Annotated in this window: 17 protein-coding genes; 9 read left to right on the top strand and 8 right to left on the bottom strand. The window is 65.9% G+C overall.

From position 1 onward, the window contains the following. The first annotated feature begins 3 nt into the window (after positions 1-3). On the top strand, positions 4-2,562 hold the full coding sequence (gene infB, locus AC13CR_RS14135; RefSeq protein WP_292954616.1) for a translation initiation factor IF-2: 2,559 nt from the start codon (positions 4-6) through the stop codon (positions 2,560-2,562). A 106-nt stretch (positions 2,563-2,668) separates the two neighbouring features. Here infB and AC13CR_RS14140 read toward each other — a convergent pair whose 3' ends face one another. From AC13CR_RS14140 to AC13CR_RS14155, 4 genes are all read right to left on the bottom strand, one after another. Further along, positions 2,669-2,797: a hypothetical protein gene (locus AC13CR_RS14140; RefSeq protein WP_292954619.1), complete on the bottom strand. Its 129-nt coding sequence runs from the start codon at positions 2,795-2,797 to the stop codon at positions 2,669-2,671. 120 nt (positions 2,798-2,917) lie between these two features. Then, positions 2,918-3,316, bottom strand: a complete 399-nt coding sequence (locus AC13CR_RS14145) for a (deoxy)nucleoside triphosphate pyrophosphohydrolase (protein ID WP_292954622.1) — start codon at positions 3,314-3,316, stop codon at positions 2,918-2,920. Continuing rightward, positions 3,313-4,569 carry a bifunctional glutamate N-acetyltransferase/amino-acid acetyltransferase ArgJ gene (argJ, locus tag AC13CR_RS14150; protein ID WP_414692154.1) on the bottom strand — a complete coding sequence of 419 codons (1,257 nt, stop codon included), beginning with the start codon at positions 4,567-4,569 and terminating at the stop codon, positions 3,313-3,315. Before argJ ends, AC13CR_RS14145 begins: the two co-directional genes overlap by 4 nt. Continuing rightward, entirely contained in the window at positions 4,566-5,411 is an 846-nt protein-coding gene (locus AC13CR_RS14155) for a peptidylprolyl isomerase (protein ID WP_292954625.1), read from the bottom strand. Before AC13CR_RS14155 ends, argJ begins: the two co-directional genes overlap by 4 nt. Positions 5,412-5,615: 204 nt before the next feature. Between AC13CR_RS14155 and secA the strand changes: the two genes are divergently transcribed. Beyond that, positions 5,616-8,333: a preprotein translocase subunit SecA gene (gene secA, locus AC13CR_RS14160; RefSeq protein WP_446236618.1), complete on the top strand. Its 2,718-nt coding sequence runs from the start codon at positions 5,616-5,618 to the stop codon at positions 8,331-8,333. A gap of 102 nt (positions 8,334-8,435) precedes the next feature. On the opposite strand, the gene fmt is transcribed toward secA, so the two are convergent. The 4 genes from fmt to def (AC13CR_RS14180) form a co-directional block, all read right to left on the bottom strand. Further along, the gene (gene fmt, locus AC13CR_RS14165) at positions 8,436-9,329 is read right to left on the bottom strand and encodes a methionyl-tRNA formyltransferase (protein WP_292954631.1); all 894 of its coding nucleotides are present in this window, start codon (positions 9,327-9,329) and stop codon (positions 8,436-8,438) included. Between the two features lie 63 nt (positions 9,330-9,392). Then, entirely contained in the window at positions 9,393-9,896 is a 504-nt protein-coding gene (def, locus tag AC13CR_RS14170; protein ID WP_292954634.1) for a peptide deformylase, read from the bottom strand. Next, positions 9,893-10,402, bottom strand: coding sequence for a peptide deformylase (locus AC13CR_RS14175; protein WP_292954637.1), 510 nt, complete (start codon positions 10,400-10,402; stop codon positions 9,893-9,895). Before AC13CR_RS14175 ends, def (AC13CR_RS14170) begins: the two co-directional genes overlap by 4 nt. A gap of 1 nt (position 10,403) precedes the next feature. Beyond that, positions 10,404-10,925, bottom strand: coding sequence for a peptide deformylase (gene def / locus AC13CR_RS14180; protein WP_292954640.1), 522 nt, complete (start codon positions 10,923-10,925; stop codon positions 10,404-10,406). An 81-nt stretch (positions 10,926-11,006) separates the two neighbouring features. Here def (AC13CR_RS14180) and AC13CR_RS14185 point away from each other — a divergent pair, with 81 nt between their 5' ends. From AC13CR_RS14185 to AC13CR_RS14215, 7 genes are all read left to right on the top strand, one after another. Continuing rightward, positions 11,007-12,188 carry a MalY/PatB family protein gene (locus AC13CR_RS14185; RefSeq protein ID WP_292954643.1) on the top strand — a complete coding sequence of 394 codons (1,182 nt, stop codon included), beginning with the start codon at positions 11,007-11,009 and terminating at the stop codon, positions 12,186-12,188. Positions 12,189-12,439: 251 nt separating this feature from the next. Then, complete coding sequence (gene purH / locus AC13CR_RS14190) at positions 12,440-14,029, top strand: bifunctional phosphoribosylaminoimidazolecarboxamide formyltransferase/IMP cyclohydrolase (protein WP_292954646.1); 1,590 nt, start codon at positions 12,440-12,442, stop codon at positions 14,027-14,029. 98 nt (positions 14,030-14,127) lie between these two features. After that, complete coding sequence (lspA, locus tag AC13CR_RS14195; protein WP_482919999.1) at positions 14,128-14,685, top strand: signal peptidase II; 558 nt, start codon at positions 14,128-14,130, stop codon at positions 14,683-14,685. A gap of 103 nt (positions 14,686-14,788) precedes the next feature. Next, positions 14,789-15,235 (top strand): DUF3035 domain-containing protein, encoded by a 447-nt coding sequence (locus AC13CR_RS14200; protein ID WP_414692155.1) that lies wholly within the window; start codon positions 14,789-14,791, stop codon positions 15,233-15,235. A 7-nt stretch (positions 15,236-15,242) separates the two neighbouring features. After that, entirely contained in the window at positions 15,243-16,463 is a 1,221-nt protein-coding gene (locus AC13CR_RS14205) for a cytochrome P450 (RefSeq protein ID WP_292954651.1), read from the top strand. A gap of 156 nt (positions 16,464-16,619) precedes the next feature. Further along, the gene (locus tag AC13CR_RS14210) at positions 16,620-18,053 is read left to right on the top strand and encodes a M16 family metallopeptidase (protein WP_446236617.1); all 1,434 of its coding nucleotides are present in this window, start codon (positions 16,620-16,622) and stop codon (positions 18,051-18,053) included. Further along, entirely contained in the window at positions 18,050-19,417 is a 1,368-nt protein-coding gene (locus AC13CR_RS14215; RefSeq protein ID WP_292978085.1) for a M16 family metallopeptidase, read from the top strand. The genes AC13CR_RS14210 and AC13CR_RS14215 overlap by 4 nt, the downstream gene beginning before the upstream one ends. Positions 19,418-19,424: the final 7 nt, after the last annotated feature.

Here is a 19,424-nt window from a genome sequence, read left to right on the forward strand (position 1 = left end):
CAGATGAGCGACAAAGACGGAAAATCGACCCTCGGGCTGGGCGGCAGCGGCCGCTCGGGTCAGGTCAAGCAGAGTTTCAGCCATGGCCGCACCAAGAGCGTGCTGGTGGAAACCAAGCGCAAGCGTGTCGTGGTTCCAAAGACCCCCAACGTGCAGGGCGGCGCTGGCGACAAGCCGAAATCGCCCATCGTCGCGAAACATGCCGGTGATCCGTCCAGACGCCCTGCCGGGATCTCGGAAGCCGAGATGGAGCGCCGCCTGAAGGCCCTTGCCGCCGCCAAGGCGCGCGAGGCCGACGAGGCCGCCGCCCGAGAGGCCGACGAAAAGGCCCGCGAGGAGGAACGCGAACGCCGCCGCGCCGAAATCGAGGCCAAGGAGCGTGAGGATCGCGAACGCGAGGAAGCCCTGAAGGCCAGGGAAGAAGAGGATGCCCGCCGCGCCCGCGAAGCCGAGGAAAAGGCCAGGCGCAAGGACGAACCGAAGAAGGAAAAGGCCCCGGCAACCGCCGCCGCTACGCCCGATCAGGCTGCCATCGAGGCTGCCGCCGCACGCGCCGAGACCAAGGGCGTGTCGGCCGGCGGACCGCGCAAATCCGACCGCGACCGCGCCGACCGCGGCGCTGATCGCGGCGACGCGCGCGGAAAGGGCGGTCGCGACGACAACCGCCGCTCGGGCAAGTTGTCGCTGAACCAGGCGCTGAGCGGTGGCGAAGGTGGCCGCCAGCGATCCATGGCGGCGATGAAGCGCAAGCAGGAACGCGCCCGCCAGAAGGCGATGGGCCAGCAATCCCGCCCCGAAAAGGTGGCGCGCGACGTGCAGTTGCCGGAAACCATCGTGGTGCAGGAACTGGCCAACCGCATGGCCGAACGCGCCGCCGATGTGGTCAAGTCGTTGATGAAGATGGGCATGATGGTGTCCATGAATCAGCCGCTGGACGCCGATACCGCCGAACTGGTGATCGAGGAATTCGGGCACAAGGCCGTCCGCGTCAGCGATTCCGATGTCGAACAGGTCATCGACCAGGTTCAGGACAAGGCCGAGGATCTGCAACCGCGCCCGCCGATCATCACGATCATGGGCCATGTGGACCACGGCAAGACCTCGCTGCTTGACGCGATCCGCCATGCCAACGTCGTCTCGGGCGAGGCCGGCGGCATCACCCAGCATATCGGCGCCTATCAGGTAAAGGCCGATTCGGGCGCGATTCTGACCTTCCTCGACACGCCGGGCCACGCCGCCTTCACCTCGATGCGGGCGCGCGGCGCCAATGTCACCGATATCGTCGTGCTGGTCGTGGCGGCGGATGACGCCGTGATGCCGCAGACCGTCGAGGCAATCAATCACGCCAAGGCGGCCGGCGTCCCCATGATCATCGCGATCAACAAGGTCGACAAGCCCGACGCCGATCCCGACAAGGTGCGCAGCGCGCTGCTGCATCACGAGGTGGTCGTCGAGAAGCTGTCAGGCGATGTGCAGGATGTCGAGGTGTCGGCCAAGACCGGACAGGGCCTGGATCAATTGCTGGAATCCATAGCACTCCAGTCCGAGATCCTGGAACTGGTGGCCAATCCCGACCGCGCCGCACAGGGCGCGGTGATCGAGGCGCAGCTTGACGTGGGACGCGGCCCGGTGGCGACGGTTCTGGTCCAGAACGGCACGCTGAAGCGCGGCGACATCTTCGTCGTGGGCGAGCAATGGGGCAAGGTCCGGGCGCTGATCAACGACAAGGGCGATCGTGTGGAAGAGGCCGGTCCTTCGGTCCCTGTCGAAGTGCTGGGCCTGAACGGCACGCCCGAGGCCGGCGACGTGCTGAACGTGGTCGACACCGAGGCCCAGGCCCGCGAGATCGCCGATTACCGCAGCCAGGCCGCCAAGGACAAGCGCGCCGCCGCCGGTGCCGCGACCACGCTGGAACAGCTGATGGCCAAGGCCAAGGCCGACGAAAGCGTGGCCGAACTGCCGGTGGTCGTGAAGGCCGACGTGCAGGGTTCGGCCGAGGCGATCGTGCAGGCGCTGGAAAAGGTCGGCAACGATGAGGTGCGCGTCCGCGTGCTGCATTACGGCGTCGGCGCGATCACCGAATCCGATATCGGCCTGGCCGAGGCAAGCAATGCCCCCGTGATCGGCTTCAACGTGCGCGCCAACGCGCCCGCCCGCAACGGCGCCAATCAGAAGGGCGTCGAAATCCGCTATTACTCGGTCATCTATGACCTCGTGGATGACATCAAGGCGGCGGCGTCGGGTCTGCTTTCGGCCGAGGTTCGCGAAAACTTCATCGGTTACGCCGAAATTCGCGAGGTCTTCAAGGTGACGGGCGTCGGCAAGGTCGCGGGCTGCCTGGTCACCGAAGGCATTGCCCGCCGCAGTGCCGGGGTGCGTCTGCTGCGCGACAACGTGGTCATTCACGAAGGCACGCTGAAGACGCTGAAACGGTTCAAGGACGAGGTCAAGGAAGTCCAGTCCGGCCAGGAATGCGGCATGGCCTTCGAGAATTACGACGACATCCGTCCGGGCGATGTCATCGAGATTTTCGAGCGGGAAGAGGTCGAGCGCAAGCTGTAGCCTTTCGCGCCTGTGTATGGAAAACGGGAAAAGGGCGGCACCAAGGCCGCCCTTTTCTGACTCGGTCTCTCTGATTGGATCGGCCGGCCTTCACGGTCGCGGGCCGTCAAGCGCCGACCGGCTTGCCCTCATAGGTTCGCGAACCGACCCGAACCACGGCGTTGCCATTCGGCATCATGCGTTCGAACAACCCCTGGATCAGGATATATCCGCCGATCGAGATCGTGCGTATCATGTCAAGTCCTCTGCTGCCTCTGACCCCAAGCTGTCACGAAATGGTTAAGAAAGAAGTAACAACTGCCGAATCTGGCACTTTCGGATGCAGTTTTTCATCGATTTCGGGCGACATGCGGCCTCAAAGCCACGATTGAAGCATCGGAATGAGGGGAATATCGGCCGGAGGCATGGGGTAGCTGCGCAAATCACGCGCCCGCGCCCAGGCCAGCCTCTGCCCCTCCTGGGGGCGGGCGATTCCCTGCCATTTGCGGCAGGCATAAAGCGGCATCAGCAGATGAAAACCGTCATAGGCATGGCTGGCAAAGGTCAGCGGGGCGAGGCAGGAATTCCACGTCTCGATCCCCAGTTCCTCGTGCAATTCGCGAATCAGCGCGGCTTCGGGCGTCTCGCCGGGCTCGACCTTGCCGCCGGGAAATTCCCACATCCCGGCCATCGACTTGCCCTCGGGCCGCTGCGCCAGCAGCACCCGCCCGTCCGGGTCGATCAGCGCGACAGCGGCGACCAGAACGGTCTTCACGACCGGTAATCGGCGTTGATGTCGATATAGCCATGGGTCAGGTCGCAGGTCCAGACGGTGCGCGAACCCTGGCCCAGACCCAGATCGACGCCGATCAGCAAATCCTGGTTCTTCATATAGGCGCTGGTCTTCGCCTCGTCGTAATCGGGCGCGCGCCAGCCGTTTTCGGCCAGAACCATGTCGCCAAAACGGATCGTCAGCCGGTCGCGGTCGGCCTCGGCCCCCGATTTTCCCACGGCCGCGACGATGCGGCCCCAATTGGCGTCCTCGCCGGCGATGGCGGTCTTGACCAGCGGAGAATTGGCAATGGACATCGCGATCGTTCTGGCCTCGGCGTCCGACACCGCGCCGGTGACCCGGATCTCGACGAATTTCGTCGCCCCTTCTCCGTCGCGCACCACCTGATGCGCCAGATCGCGCATCACATCGTGCAGCGCGTTGACAAAGGCGATTCCGGCCACATCCTCCAGCGAGGAGATCGGCGCGGCCGTGCTTTGATTCGTCGCGGCCAGAATCAGCGCGTCCGAGGTCGAGGTATCGCTGTCCACCGTGATCGCGTTGAAGGTCGTCTCCAGCCCCGATGACAGCGCCTGTTGCAACAGATCGGGCGCGATCTTGGCATCGGTGAACAGATAGACCAGCATCGTCGCCATGTCGGGCGCGATCATGCCCGACCCCTTGGCGATCCCGGCGATGCGGATCTCGCCGCCTTCGCCCGGCAGGATGGCCGAGGCCCCCTTGGGAAAGGTATCTGTGGTCATGATCGCGCGCGCGGCATCGGCGATCCCGCGCCGGCTGAGCCCGGCCTTCAGGTTGTCGATGATCGCGAGGATGCGTTCATGCGGCAGCGGCTCGCCGATCACGCCGGTCGAGGATGAAAACACCCGGCTTGCCGGCATGTTCAGCGCGCTTGCCACGGCGCCGGTCACGGCATCGACCGATTCCTGCCCACGCGCGCCGGTGAAGGCATTGGCATTGCCGGAATTGACGATGATCGCCGCGCCATCGGGTGCGTCGCCGCCCGAGGCCAGCTTGGCCTGGTTGTCCAGCACGCAGGCAGCCCGCGTCGAGGACCGGGTAAAGGCCCCGGCGATCGCGGATCCCGGCGCGATGCGGATCAGGGTCACATCCGTGCGACCCTGATACTTGACGCCGGCCGCGCCACTGGCGAATTCGACGCCGGCAATGACCGGCAGATCGGGAAAGCGCGCCGGAGCCAGCGGCGAGACAGGTTGCCCCGCCTTGCCCATCATTGCGCGTCCAGAAGGGCGGTCTCGTTCAGCAGCGCCGGATCCAGCCCTTCGGTCTTTTCAACCTTGGCATCCGAGGTGATCTTTTCGATCGCCGCCTCGACCTTCTGGCGCCGCACCATCTGCACCACCTGATCCCTGACCTCGTCCAGCTTCGGGGCTTCCTTCACGCGGGTGTCGTTCAGCTTGATCACATGCCAGCCGAACTGCGTCTGGACCGGATCCGAGACCTGGCCCTTTTCCAGCCCCTTCACGGCGTCCGAGAATTCCGGCACCATCTGATCGGCGGTGAACCAGCCCAGATCGCCCTTGTTCGGCCCGCTGGGACCGGTCGAATTCTCTTCGGCCAACTTGCCGAAATCGGCGCCCTCATCCAGCTGCTTCTTCAGATCCTTTGCCTTGTCCTCGCTGTCGACAAGGATATGGGCGGCCGAATATTCCGTCTTCGCCTCGGCATTGCCGAACAGCTTGTCATAGGCGGCCTTGACCTCGTCCTCGCCGGGCTGCGGCTCGGCGATCTTGCCGACTGCCTCGGCGGCCAGAACGTTGCGTTTCTGCAACTCGATCTGGGCGCGGACGCCTGCGCTCTCGGTGCCGGTTTCGGCCACGGCGGCCTGACGGATCAACTGGTCCAGCATCATGTCCCAGAGTGCCTGGTCGGGCATGTTCGCGGTCTGCGGATCCTGCTGCATGGTCTGCTTCATCACGATCATCTCGCCCAGCGTGATGTCCTGTCCGTTGACGGTGGCAACGACCGTGTCGGCGGTCTGATCCTGCGCCATGGCAAGGGCGGGAACCATCAGAGGCGCCGCGATGACGGCCGCAAGAATCGAACGTTTCAGCATGGAAGTTCCTTTGCATGTCGCGGCGCGGCCCCATCCCGGGACCGGGCCAGCGTTGACAGTCAGGCGGACGAGGCATAAATCCCCACGGAACGCGGAAGGTGCCGCCGCCGGCTTCGTTCGGCCCCCTGATACGGCAATGCGGAAGGCGGGGGCAAGTGGCCCGCTTCTGACAGCCTTTCCCAACAACGTGATTGCGAAGGTGACATGCTCGGCATTGGTTCTATGGCGAAGAAGGTCTTTGGCACGCCAAACGACCGCAAGGTTAAATCGACCCGGCCGCTGGTTGCCCGGATCAACGCGCTGGAAGAGGATTTCAAGGCGCTGTCCGATGACGGGCTGATCGAGAAGACCCGCGAGTTCCAGAACCGCGTCAGGGACGGCGAAAGCCTTGACGCGATCCTGCCCGAGGTCTTTGCCAATTGCCGCGAGGCGGCGCGCCGCGCGCTTGGCCTGCGCGCCTTCGACGTGCAGCTGATGGGCGGGATCTTCCTGCATCAGGGCAATATCGCCGAAATGAAGACCGGCGAGGGCAAGACCCTGGTTGCCACCTTCCCCGCCTATCTGAACGCGCTGTCCGGCAAGGGCGTCCATATCGTCACCGTCAACGACTACCTGGCCAAGCGCGATGCCGAATGGATGAGCAAGGTCTTTGCCCATCTGGGCATGACCACCGGTGTCGTCTATCCCTTCCAGCCCGAACCCGAAAAGCGCGACGCATACGCCGCCGACGTCACCTATGCGACGAACAACGAACTGGGCTTTGATTATCTGCGCGACAACATGAAGGGCTCTGTCGCGGAAATGGTCCAGCGCGGTCACAATTTCGCCATCGTGGACGAGGTCGATTCGATCCTGATCGACGAGGCGCGGACACCGCTGATCATCTCGGGGCCGTCGCAGGACCGAAGCGAACTGTATCGCGTGCTGGACAAATACATCCCGTTGCTGACCGAGGAACATTACAAGCTGGACGAAAAGACCCGCAATGCGACCTTCACCGAGGAAGGCAACGAATTGCTGGAACAGAAACTGTCGGAAGACGGTGTTCTGCCCGAGGGCCAGACCCTCTATGACCCCGAATCCACCACCATCGTCCACCATGCCAGCCAGGCCCTGCGCGCCCACAAGCTGTTTCTGAAGGACCAGCATTACATGGTTCGCGACGGCGAGGTGATGCTGATCGACGAATTCACCGGCCGGATGATGAAGGGCCGCCGCCTGTCGGACGGGCTGCATCAGGCGATCGAGGCCAAGGAGGGCGTCGAGATTCAGCCCGAGAACGTGACCCTGGCCAGCGTCACCTTCCAGAACTATTTCCGCCTTTATGACAAGCTGGCCGGCATGACCGGCACCGCCAGCACCGAGGCCGACGAATTCGCCGAAATCTACAAGCTGGGCGTGGTCGAGGTGCCCACCAACCGGCCGATCCAGCGCCTCGACGAACATGATCGCGTCTATCGCAGCGCGACCGAGAAATACGGCGCCGTGATCGAGGCGATCAAGGAGGCCCATGACAAGGGCCAGCCGACGCTGGTCGGCACCACAAGCATCGAGAAATCCGAGATGCTGTCGGCGCTGCTGCAAAAGGACGGCATCCCCCACAACGTCCTGAACGCCCGCCAGCACGAGGCCGAGGCGCAGATCGTCGCCGATGCCGGCAAGCCCGGCACCGTCACCATCGCCACCAACATGGCCGGCCGCGGCACCGACATCCAGCTGGGCGGCAATGTCGACATGAAGGTGATGGAGGCGCTGAATGCCGATCCCGACGCCAACCCCGACGAGTTGCGCGCCCGGATCGAGGCCGAACACGCCGCCGACAAGCAGCGCGTCCTGGATGCGGGCGGGCTGTTCGTCCTTGGCACCGAACGCCATGAAAGCCGCCGCATCGACAACCAGTTGCGTGGCCGGTCGGGCCGGCAGGGCGATCCCGGGCGGTCGCTGTTCTTCCTGTCGCTGGACGATGACCTGATGCGGATCTTCGGGTCGGAACGTCTGGACAAGGTGCTGTCCAGCCTGGGCATGAAGGAAGGCGAGGCGATCATCCACCCCTGGGTGAACAAGTCGCTGGAACGCGCCCAGGCCAAGGTCGAGGGCCGAAACTTCGACATCCGCAAGCAATTGCTGAAATTCGATGACGTGATGAACGATCAGCGCCGGGCCATCTTCAGCCAGCGCCGCGAGATCATGGACAGCGACGAGGTCGGCGAGATCGCCGCCGACATGCGCCATCAGGTCATCGAGGACATCGTCGACGAGTTCCTGCCGCCGAAATCCTATGCCGACCAGTGGAATACCGAGGGCCTGAAGGCGGCGGTGCGGGAACGGCTGAACATGAACCTTCCCGTGGACGAATGGGCCGAGGAGGAGGGCGTCGATCAGGAGGCGATGCGCGAGCGGATCGAGCAAGCCACCGACACCTACATGGCCGAGAAGGAACAGGGTTTCGGGCCCGAGAACATGCGCAATATCGAAAAGCAGGTTCTGTTGCAGATGATCGACCAGAAATGGCGCGACCATCTGGTGACGCTGGAACACCTGCGTTCGGTGGTCGGCTTTCGCGGCTACGCGCAGCGCGATCCGTTGTCGGAATACAAGACCGAGGCATTTCAGCTGTTCGAGACGTTGCTGGACGGGCTGCGCTTCGACGTGACCCAGCGTCTGGCCCAGATCCGCCCGCTGACCGATGCAGAGCGCGAGGAAATGCTGCGCCAGATGGTCGAGCAGCAGAAGACGGGACAGGAACATCTGACGATGGAGCACGGCGACGAACATCGGTCGGATGACGATGCCGACAAGCCCGAACCGCTGGTCGAGGGTTTCGACGAAGCCGATCCCGCGACCTGGGGGAATCCCTCGCGCAACGATATCTGTCCCTGCGGTTCGGGAAAGAAGTTCAAGCATTGCCACGGCGCAATCTGAGGCAGCGTCACCGCCTTTTGCGTCCCGCGACGGCGTTCGCGTCCGCCGGGCGGGGGACAAGCCCCCGCCACGATCGGGCGCGAAGGGCGGCGGGCGCCGCCTTCAGCCCAGCCTTTGCGGCAGCGCCCGTCCGCGCAGCATCTCGGGGGCCGGCATCGGGCGCTTGCCAGGACGCTGGGCTTCGAGGATCTCGACGGCCCCCTCGCCGCAGGCGACACGAAATCCCGACAACACCGCGCCCGGCAGGCCCTGTCCGGGCGCCAGCCGCGACCGCAGCAGCTTGACCCGCTCGCCCGCGATTTCGCACCAGGCGCCGGGAAAGGGCGACAGGCCCCGGATCAGACGGTCCACCTCGACGGCCGGCCGGGTCCAGTCGATCCGCGCCTCGGCCTTGTCGATCCTGGCGGCGTAGGTCATGCCCTCCGCGGGCTGCGCGACCGCCGGCAAGGGCAGCCGTCCAAGCACATCGACGATCAGTTCCGCGCCCATCACGGCCAGCCTGTCATGCAGATCGGCGCCGGTCTCCTCGGGCCCTATGGCGGTCCGCGCCTCGGCCAGGACAGCCCCGGTATCCAGCCCGGCCTCCATCTGCATGACCGCGACACCGGTTTCGGCATCGCCCGCCATCACCGCGCGCTGGATCGGGGCGGCCCCGCGCCAGCGTGGCAGCAGCGAGGCATGAATGTTCAGGCAGCCGAATCCCGGCGCATCCAGGATCGGCTGCGGCAGGATCAGCCCATAGGCGACCACGACCGCGACATCCGCCTCGAGCGCGGCAAAGGCCGCCTGCGCCTCGGTATCACGCAACCGCTCGGGCACCCGCACCGCGATCCCCAATTCCCCGGCCACGCGATGCACCGGCGAGGGTCGCGGCTTCTGCCCTCGTCCCGCCGCGCGCGGCGGCTGGGAATAGACTGCCACCACCTCATGGGCAGCCGCCACCGCGCGCAGGGCCGGAACCGAAAACTCCGGCGTTCCCATGAAAATGACGCGCATTCCCGCCTCCTGCTTTGGTCGTCTCATATCCCGCAAGGGGATCCGGAGGGCGCAGTCCCCGGGCTATCCCCGGCGCGCCAGCTTTGCCGATTTCTGAACCAGCATCTTCCGCCTCAGCGGCGACAGATGGTCGACATAGACCTTGCCGTCCAGATGGTCGATCTGATGCTGCACACTGGTCGCCCAGAGGCCGACGAAATCGCGTTCCTCCACAGCGCCATCCGGATTCAGGAACCGCACCGTGACGGCGCGCGGCCTGCTGATCCGGGCAAAGACACCGGGCAGGTTCGGGCTGGCCTCGTCGTGATCGCGCATCTGCACGCTTTCGTGCAGCACTTCGGGATTGGCCATCAGCACCGCCTGCCCGCGTCGGTCCGAAGCATCGACCACCGCCAGCCGCAGCATGATCCCGATCTGCGGCGCGGCAAGGCCCACACCCGGCATTGCCTCCATCGTGTCGACCATGTCGTCCCAGATCATCCGCACCGTCTCGGTCACCGCCCCGATCGGTTCGGCCGCGCGATGCAGGCGCGGATCGGCGTAGGCGATGACGGGCCGCACGCTCATGCCCAGTCCAGGATCAGCCGCCCGTCCAGATGATCCGCCTCGTGCTGTGCGATCCGCGCGGCCCAGCCATTGAATTCGCGGCTTACCAGATTGCCGTCCAGCCGATACCAGCGCATCGTGACCGCGACCGAACGCGGCACGGCGACCGCCCGTCCGGGGATCGACAGGCAGCGCTCCTCGGCCATGTCCTGCTGGTCCGAACGGACCAGGATCTCGGGATCGCAGAGGATCAGGGGTTCCGGCGCGCCGTCCTTCCAGCCGGCATCCATGACCACGATCCGCCGCAGCACCCCGATCTGGGGCGCGGCCAACCCGCGCCCTTCGGCCGCATACATCGTGGCCAGAAGATCGGCGGCCAGTCGGGCAAGCTCGGCCCCGCCCAGATAGCCCGAGGGCTGACAGATCTCGCGCAGCGCCGGGTCGGGATGGCACAGGATCGGCCGCACCACGCCCCCCGCCAGCGGATCGGGCAAGGCGGGCCGCAGCGGGCCGGGCCGGGACACCATGTCAGGCACGGGCGCGCTCGCGTTTCAGCTTGACCATCTTGCGGGTGATCATCTGCCGCTTGACCGCCGACAGGTGGTCGATGAACAGGATCCCGTTCAGGTGGTCCAGTTCGTGCTGGGCGCAGGTCGCCCACAGCCCGTCGAAGTCTTCCTCATGTGTCCCGCCGTCCAGTCCCAGCCAGCGCATCCGCACCTGGGCCGGCCGGGTGACATCGGCATATTGATCCGGAATCGACAGACAGCCCTCGTCATAGGTGTTGAGCGCCTCCGAGGTCCAGGTGATCTCGGGGTTGATCAGCACCATGGGACGTTTCTCGGTCTCCGGCTCCCGGCTCGCATCCATCACGAATAGCCGCACCCCCGCCCCCACCTGCGGCGCGGCCAGGCCGACACCCGGCGCCTCATACATCGTGGCCAGCAGATCGGCCGCCAGCGACTCGATCTCGGGCGTGACGCGGGCGACGGGATCGGCCACCTTCTTCAGGCGGGGATCGGGATGGATCAGGATCGTGCGCAGGCTCATGCCGGTGGATTTAGGCGATGGCTTCACCATAAGCAACAACCCGCGTATGCAGGGCGGAAACGCCCCAGCAGGAAAGCCGCCATGACCCGACCCGATTTCGATCAGATCATCGACCGCGTTGGCACCCGTTGCTCGAAATGGGACGACATGCAGATGACCTATGGCGTGGCGCCGTCGGACGGACTGGCGATGTGGGTCGCCGACATGGATTTCCGCCCGCCCCGGGCGGTGCAGCGGGCCGTCCAGCGCGCCGCCGACCACGGCATCTACGGCTATCCCGGCCGCAATGCGCCCTATCTGGAGGCGATCCGCTGGTGGCATGAAAACCGCCATGGCTGGCAGATCGAGACGCCGTGGATCCTGACCACGGCGGGACTGGTCAATGGCGTCGCCATGGCCATCGACGCCACCACCGAACCCGGCGACGGCGTGATCGTGATGTCGCCCGTCTATCACGCCTTCGCCCGCGTCATTCGCGCCTCGCGTCGCGAACTGGTCGAATTTCCACTGGCCCTGCGCGAAGACCTCTATCGGATGGATTGGGACAACTGGGACAGCCTGTTGACCGGGCGCGAGAAAGTCCTGATCCTCTGCTCGCCGCACAATCCCGGCGGCCGCGTCTGGTCGTACGAGGAATTGCGCCAGGTCGCCGATTTCTGCATCCGCCACGATCTGATCCTGATCTCGGACGATATCCATTGCGACCTGACGATGCCGGGCCAGACCCACAGCATGATCGCCAAGGTCGCGCCCGAACTGCGTGACCGGCTGATCACCCTGACCGCCGCCACCAAGACCTTCAACATCGCCGGCGCCCATATCGGCAATGCCATCATCGCCGACGATACCCTGCGCGAAGGGGTTCGCCGCGCGCTGCTGGCGCGTGGCGTATCGGCCGCCTTCATGGGCGCGGACATGGTCGCCGCCGCCTATTCGCCCGAAGGCGCGGCGTGGGTCGATGCGCTGACCGAATATCTGGATGGCAACCGCCGCCTGTTCGACGAGGGCGTGAACGCGATTCCGGGCCTGCGATCCATGCCGCTGGAAGCCACTTATCTGTCCTGGGTCGATTTCTCGGGCACCGGCATGACGCCCGAGGATTTCACCGCCCGCGTCGAGAAGATCGCCCGCATCGCCGCCAATCATGGCCACACCTTCGGCAAGGGCGGCGACAGCTTTCTGCGTTTCAACATCGCCACCCCCCGCGCCCGCGTGGCCGAGGCCGTATCGCGCCTGCAAGACGCCTTTGCCGATTTGCAGTAGGAAACGGCGCGCCGCCGCCAGTTCCGGCGCCTTGCGGCGGGCAGGCAGTCCGTTCGCCTCGGCCGCGCCAGGAAACGGCAAGACCCCGCCCGGATCCGCAGCCTGCCCAGCGTCCCGCGACCGCCGGGGGACTTTGCGTCCCCCGGACCCCCTGCAAGGTATTTTCCAAGAGGGCGAAGGCCGTCCGTGGCGCTGGACCTTCCTGCGCCTTGGCGCTAGGTGGGCGACACGATCCAGATGCAAGGTCCGCCATGTCCCGTCCCATCGCCCTGAAACGCGCACTGATCTCGGTCTCGGACAAGACCGGACTGATCGATTTCGCCCGCAAGCTGGAGGCGCGCGGGGTCGAGATCCTGTCCACCGGCGGCAGTGCCAAGGCCATGCGCGAGGCCGGGCTGGGCGTCGTCGATGTGGCCGATGTGACGGGTTTTCCCGAGATGATGGACGGTCGCGTGAAGACCCTGCACCCGGCCGTTCACGGCGGCTTGCTGGCGCTGCGCGACAACGAGGAGCATCAGGCCGCGATGCAGGCGCACGGGATCGAGCCGATCGACCTGCTGGTCGTCAACCTCTATCCGTTCGAGGAAACGGTCGCCAAGGGCGCGGATTACAACGATTGCATCGAAAACATCGATATCGGCGGGCCGGCGATGATCCGGGCGGCGGCCAAGAATCACGGCTTTGTCAGCGTCATCGTGGATGTGCAGGATTACGACGCATTGCTGGCGGAACTGGACGCCAATGACGACCATACCACCTGTGCTTTCCGCCAGCGTCAGGCCCAGATCGCCTATGCCCGCACCGCCGCCTACGATGCCGCCGTCAGCACCTGGATGGCAAAGGCCATCGGCGAGGACACGCCGCGCCGCCGCGCCTTCGCGGGCACGCTGGCGCAGGGATTGCGCTATGGCGAGAACCCGCATCAATCGGCTGCGTTCTATGTGACCGGAGAGGCGCGGCCCGGTGTCGCCACCGCGAAGCAATGGCAGGGCAAGGAATTGTCCTACAACAACATCAACGACACCGATGCCGCGTTCGAGCTGGTCGCCGAATTCGACCCTGGCGACGGTCCCGCCTGCGCCATCGTCAAGCACGCCAATCCCTGCGGCGTGGCGCGCGGCGGAACCGCGATCGACGCCTATCGCCGGGCCTTCGATTGCGACCGGACCTCGGCCTTTGGCGGCATCGTGGCGCTGAACCGCCCGCTGGACGGGGCCACCGCCGAGGAGATCGTGAAGATCTTCACCGAGGTCGTCATCGCGCCGGATGCCGACGAGGATGCCAGGCGCGTCTTTGCCGGCAAGAAGAACCTGCGCCTGCTGACCACCGGCGGCCTGCCCGACCCGGGCGAAGGCGGCATGACCTATCGCCAGGTCGCAGGCGGGTTTCTGGTGCAAGGGCGCGACAACGGCCATGTCGGGCGCGACGCGCTGAAGATCGTGACCGACCGCCAGCCGTCCGAGGCCGAGATGGCCGATCTGCTGTTCGCCTGGAATGTCGCCAAGCACGTCAAGTCGAACGCCATCGTCTATGCCAAGGACCAGGCGACCGTCGGCATCGGCGCAGGCCAGATGAGCCGCGTGGACAGCACCCGGATCGGCCGCCGCAAGTCCGAGGACATGGCCCAGGTGCTTGGCCTGCCGCTGCCGCTGACCGTCGGCGCGGCCGTGGCCTCTGACGCGTTCTTCCCCTTTGCCGACGGGATCGAGGCCTTGGCAGAAGCGGGCGCCCGCGCGGTGATCCAGCCCGGCGGCTCGGTCCGCGACGACGAGGTGATCGCGGCGGCGAATGAATTGGGGCTTGCCATGGTTTTCACCGGCCAACGGCATTTCCGGCACTGATGCAAAACGAACTGCCCTTCGAGGCGGAAAGACCGCCCGCCAAACCCGCCCGAAAACCGCGCCGGCCGCGCAAACCGAAACCGCCGCCGCGGGCGGACATGCGGCTGACCGGCCGGCTTGCGACCGTGATCATCGTGCTGGACCAGGCGCTGAAATACTGGGTCCTGCAGCTGCTGAACCTCGACCTTCTGCGCCGGATCGACGTGGCGCCGCCCTGGCTGAACTTGCGGATGGCTTGGAATCAGGGGATGAATTTCGGGCTGATGGCGTCGGACCGGGACCTGACGCGGTGGCTTCTGATCGGAATCGCGGTGGCGATCTGCATCTGGGTCTGGATCTGGCTTCGGCGCAGCAATGCCGGGCTTCTGGCGCGGATCTCGGGCGGTCTGCTGATCGGCGGAGCCATTGGCAACGTGATCGACCGACTGCGCTATGGCGCTGTGGCCGATTTCCTCAACATGTCGCTGCCGGGCTGGGACAACCCGTTCAGCTTCAACATCGCCGATATCAGCATCTTCGCCGGCGCCATCGTGCTGGTTCTGCTGCCGCAGGAAAAAAAGGGCTCGACCTGGACCAAGGCGCGCAAGTCCGCCGCCGCGAAGCGGCCCGGGGCGCGGGGCGACAAGCCGCGTGACGGGGCCGAGAATTCGCGATAGAAGAAGCCAAACGACGAAGGGGCAGGATATGCGGGCTTTTGCGCTGATCATCGGATTTACGGCCTTGGCCGGGCTTTCGGCGTGCAGCGGCGACCCGCGTCTGATGAACATTCGCGCAGGTCAGAGCAGCCCCGACGAATTTGCCGTGCTGCCGTCGAAACCCCTGTCGATGCCGCCTGATCTGGCCGTTCTGCCGGCGCCGACTCCGGGCGGGCCCAACATCACCGATCCGACGCCGCAGGCCGATGCGGTGGCCGCGCTTGGAGGCAATCCTGCGCGGCTGGACGACCGCGGCATCGCCGCTTCGGATCAGGCGCTGGTGGCCTATGCCGGGCGGGCCGGCACGAATCCCGACATACGCCCGGAACTGGCGCAGGCGGATCTTCGCTGGCGGTCGCGCAATGCCCGCCGCCCGCTGGAGGCCCTGTTCGGCACCTCGGTCTATCAGCGCGCCTATCGCAGCATGGCGCTGGATGCCACTGCGGAACAGATCCGCTGGCAGCGCGCCGGCGCGCGGACCTCGACCTCGCCGGCCCCGGCGGCCAAGTAGGCGCGCCATGGTTCCGGGCTTCGATCCGGCCTCGCCGGATTTCGGCCGCGATCCCTGGCCGGTCTATGCCGCGATCCGGGCGCTGCCCGAATTGCCCTGGCTGGCGGGATTCGAGGGCCATGTCGCGGCGCGGTTTCACGATGTAAGCGCCATCGCCTCGGACCGGCGGATGGTGCGGGGCGCCGCCGCCTTTGCCGCGCCCGGCGACAGAGACCGCCTGCGACGGGCCGAGAATTTCCACGACATGCCGTTTCATGAACGCTTCGTGCAGACCTCGATGCTGGAGCTGGACGGCGCCGACCATGACCGGCTGCGCCGTGCGGTCTTTCCCTTCTTCACAAAGACCCGGCTGGAAAGCCTGCGCGATTGGGTTGCGGACCATCTGGGCGCGCGGCTGGACGCGCTGCTGTCCCGCGAACGGATCGACTTCGTGACCGATCTGGCCCATGACCTGCCAGGCCAGGTGATCGGGCACCTGATCGGCACCGACCCGGCGATGGCGCGGCAGATGACGGAATGGTCCGAGGCTGTCGTGACCTATTTCGACGTCAGCAACCGCACCCCCGCGCGCAAGGCGCGGGCCGAGCAGGCGACACGGCTGTTTCACGACCTGTTGCGGGATCTGTGCGCGCAGCGCCGGATCCGGCCGCGCGACGATCTGACCAGCGCCCTGACCCTTGCCGAGGCCCGCGGGCAGATGAGTGGTGACGAGGTGATCTCGACCCTGATGCAGCTTCTGCACGCGGGCCATGGCTCGACCGTGGACGCGATGGGCAACGGCATGGCCGCGCTGCTGGCCCATCCCGACCAGATGGCGCTGCTGCGCGCCGATCGCGCGCTGATGCCGCAGGCGGTGCAAGAGATGTTTCGCCATGCCGCGCCGCTGCCCTTCTTTCACCGCTATGCCTCGGTCGATCTGACGATCTGCGGGCGAGATTGGCCGAGGGGCACGAAGTTCGGCCTGCTCTATGCCAGCGCCAACCGCGATCCCGCGGCGTTCGAGGGACCGGACCGGTTCGACGTGACCCGCAGGCCGAACCTGCATCTGGCCTTCGGCGCCGGTCCGCATGTCTGCCTGGGCAACAATCTGGCGCGGCTGAACATGGAAGTTCTGTTTGACGCCTTGCTGGCGCGGACGACGCGGATCGAGGCCGCAGGCGAGGCGACATGGAAGACCGGCCTGCAAGCCCACGGCCCGACGAGCCTGCCGGTCGCGCTGTCAGGGTAGAGGTCGGAAACACAGGCTGGCGCCGCGCCGTTCGCCGGCGTGGGCGCGATCGGCCACAGCGCGCTGCGTCGCGCCGCACACAATGCCGCGAGACGGGTTGCGCCCCGCCTGCGCGGGCGGCAGATTTCCGCCACCACACGAGGAGGTTCCGACCCGATGCGCCGCGCCCCTTTGCCCGCAGCCCTTGCCTTGTCGCTGTCCGCGCTGCCGGCGCTGGCCGATATGCCGGAAGGCGTCAGCAGCTTCACCCTGCCCAACGGGCTTGAGACCGTCGTGATCGAGGATCACCGCGCCCCGGTCGTGGTCCAGATGGTCTGGTACAAGATCGGCGCTGCGGACGAAGCGCCCGGAAAATCCGGCATCGCGCATTATCTGGAACATCTGATGTTCAAGGGGACCGACACGTTGGGCCCCGGCGAATTGTCCCGAACCGTGACCGCCAATGGCGGTATGGACAACGCCTTCACCTCTTACGACTACACCACTTATTTCCAGCGCATCGCCAGCGATCGCTTGCCCCTGATCATGAGGATGGAGGCAGACCGCATGGCGAACCTGAAGATCGGCGAGGACGATTGGCAAGCCGAACGCCAGGTCGTGCTGGAGGAACGCGCCCAGCGGACCGACAGCGATCCGCGCGCCCTGTTCGGCGAGGAACAGAGCGCGACGCTGTATTACAACCATCCCTACGGCCGCCCGGTCATCGGCTGGCGGCAGGAGATGATGGACCTGACGCGCAAGGATGCAATCAAGTGGTATGACGACAATTATTCCCCAAGCGAGGCGGTGCTGATCCTTGCCGGTGACGTCACCTCGGAAAAGGCCCGCGAGCTGGCGGAAAAATATTACGGCCCCATTCCGGCCAAGGCAGAGGCCGCACCCCGTATCCGCCCGCAGGAACCCACGCAGCGCAGCCCGCGCAGGATGGAGATGGTCGATCCCCGCGTTCCCCAGCCGGTCATGACCCGCATGATCCTGGCGCCCGAGCGGAATCCGGGCGACCAGGCCAGGGCTGCCGCGCTGACGGTGCTGGCCGAATTGCTGGGCGGATCGATGCAGACCTCGGTTCTGGGGCGCGAATTGGCGCTGAAGGGCAAGGCGATCTGGGCCGGGGCCAGCTATGACGGACTGGCGGTCGATCCGACCAATTTCACCATCTCGATGATGCCCGCGCAAGGATTGTCCCGCGACAAGGCCGAGGCCGCACTGGACAAGGTGCTGGCCGATTTCCTCAAGACCGGTCCGGACAAGGCCGATCTGGAACGGGTCAAGACCAGCATCCGCGCCGCCCGCATCTATGCCCGCGATTCCGCCCAGGGCCGGGCCTATGATTACGGGCAGGGTCTGGCCACCGGGCTGAGCATCGAGGATGTCAACGACTGGCCCGACATCCTCTCGGCGGTTACCGCCCAGGACGTGATGGCGGCCGCGCAGGAGGTGCTGACCAGCGACGCCCGCGTCACCGGCTGGCTGCTGCCCGCACCGCCGGCCGAGACGGCAGCCAATTCCAGCGCCGCAGCCGTTCCGGGCGACGCGGCCGCGCCGCCCGCCGCCGCCACTGCCGAAACGCAAAAGGAGATCGAAGGATGATCCGCGCCGTCATCGCCCTCGTCGCCACCCTGATCGCGCTGCCGGCCTGGGCCATCGAGATCCAGAAGGTCACATCGCCCGGCGGCATCGAGGCCTGGCTGGTCGAGGATCGCTCGATCCCCTTCGTCGCGCTGGAATTCGACTTCAGGGGTGGCACCAGTCTCGATGCGCCGGGCAAGCGTGGTGCGATCAACCTGATGACCGCCACGCTGGAGGAAGGCGCGGGCAAGCTGGATTCGACCGCCTTTGCACGGGCGGTCGAGGATCTGGGGGCCGACATCTCTTTCGACAGCAGTCAGGACGCGCTGAGCATCGACATGCGCACCCTGACCGAGAATCGCGACGCGACCGCGGATCTGCTGGCCAAGGCGCTGACCCAACCGCGTTTCGATCAGGATGCGATCGACCGGGTGAAGGGTCAGGTTCAGGCGATCATCCGCGCGAACGCAAACGATCCGCAATCCATTGCCAGCGAGAAACTGGCGCAACTGGCCTTTGGCGATCACCCCTATGGCAGTTCGGCCAATGGCACGGCTGAATCCGTGGCGCGGCTGACGCGGCAGGACCTGGTCGCCGCGAAGAACCGCGTTCTGGCGCGGGACCGGGTGGTGGTTGGCGTCTCGGGCGATATCACGCCCGAGGAACTGGGACCGCTGCTGGACCGGATCCTGGGCGGTCTTCCGGAAAAAGGCACCGCCCCCCTGCCCGAACCCGCGCAATTGAACCTCGGCAACGACGTGACCGTGATCGACTGGGACAGCCCGCAGACCGTGGTCAGCTTCTATGGGCCGGGCCTGCCCATCGACGACCCGGACTACTTCGCCGCCTATGTCGCCAACCACATTCTTGGCGGCGGCGGCTTCGGTTCTCGTCTGATGGAAGAACTTCGCGAAAAGCGGGGCTTGACCTATGGCATCTATACGGGGCTCGCGACCGGACTTTATGGTCAACGCTGGCTTGGCGGGATGCAGGGTTCGAACGCCTCGATCGGCCAGGCTCTGGATCTGATCCGCAAGGAATGGGAAAAGATGGCCAAGGATGGCGTCAGCCAGCAGGAATTGCGGGATGCGAAGACCTATCTGACCGGGGAATATCCGCTGCGTTTCGATGGCAATGGCAAGATCGCGGGGATCCTGGCCGGGATGCAGCTTGTGGGCTTTCCCATCGACTACGTGAACACCCGCAACCAGAAGGTCGAGGCCGTCACCGCCGAGGATGTCCAGCGCGTCGCTGCGCGTCTGCTGAACCCGGACCAGTTGCGCTTTGTCCTGGTCGGCCGTCCGGAGGGGGTCGAAACCGCGAAAGCCGGGACCGGGTCGCCGCCCGCCGGGCAGGCGGCCGAGACGGAGAACGCAGTCAATTGAGGGAACT

It is taken from the genome of Paracoccus sp. L-17, from assembly GCF_056857655.1.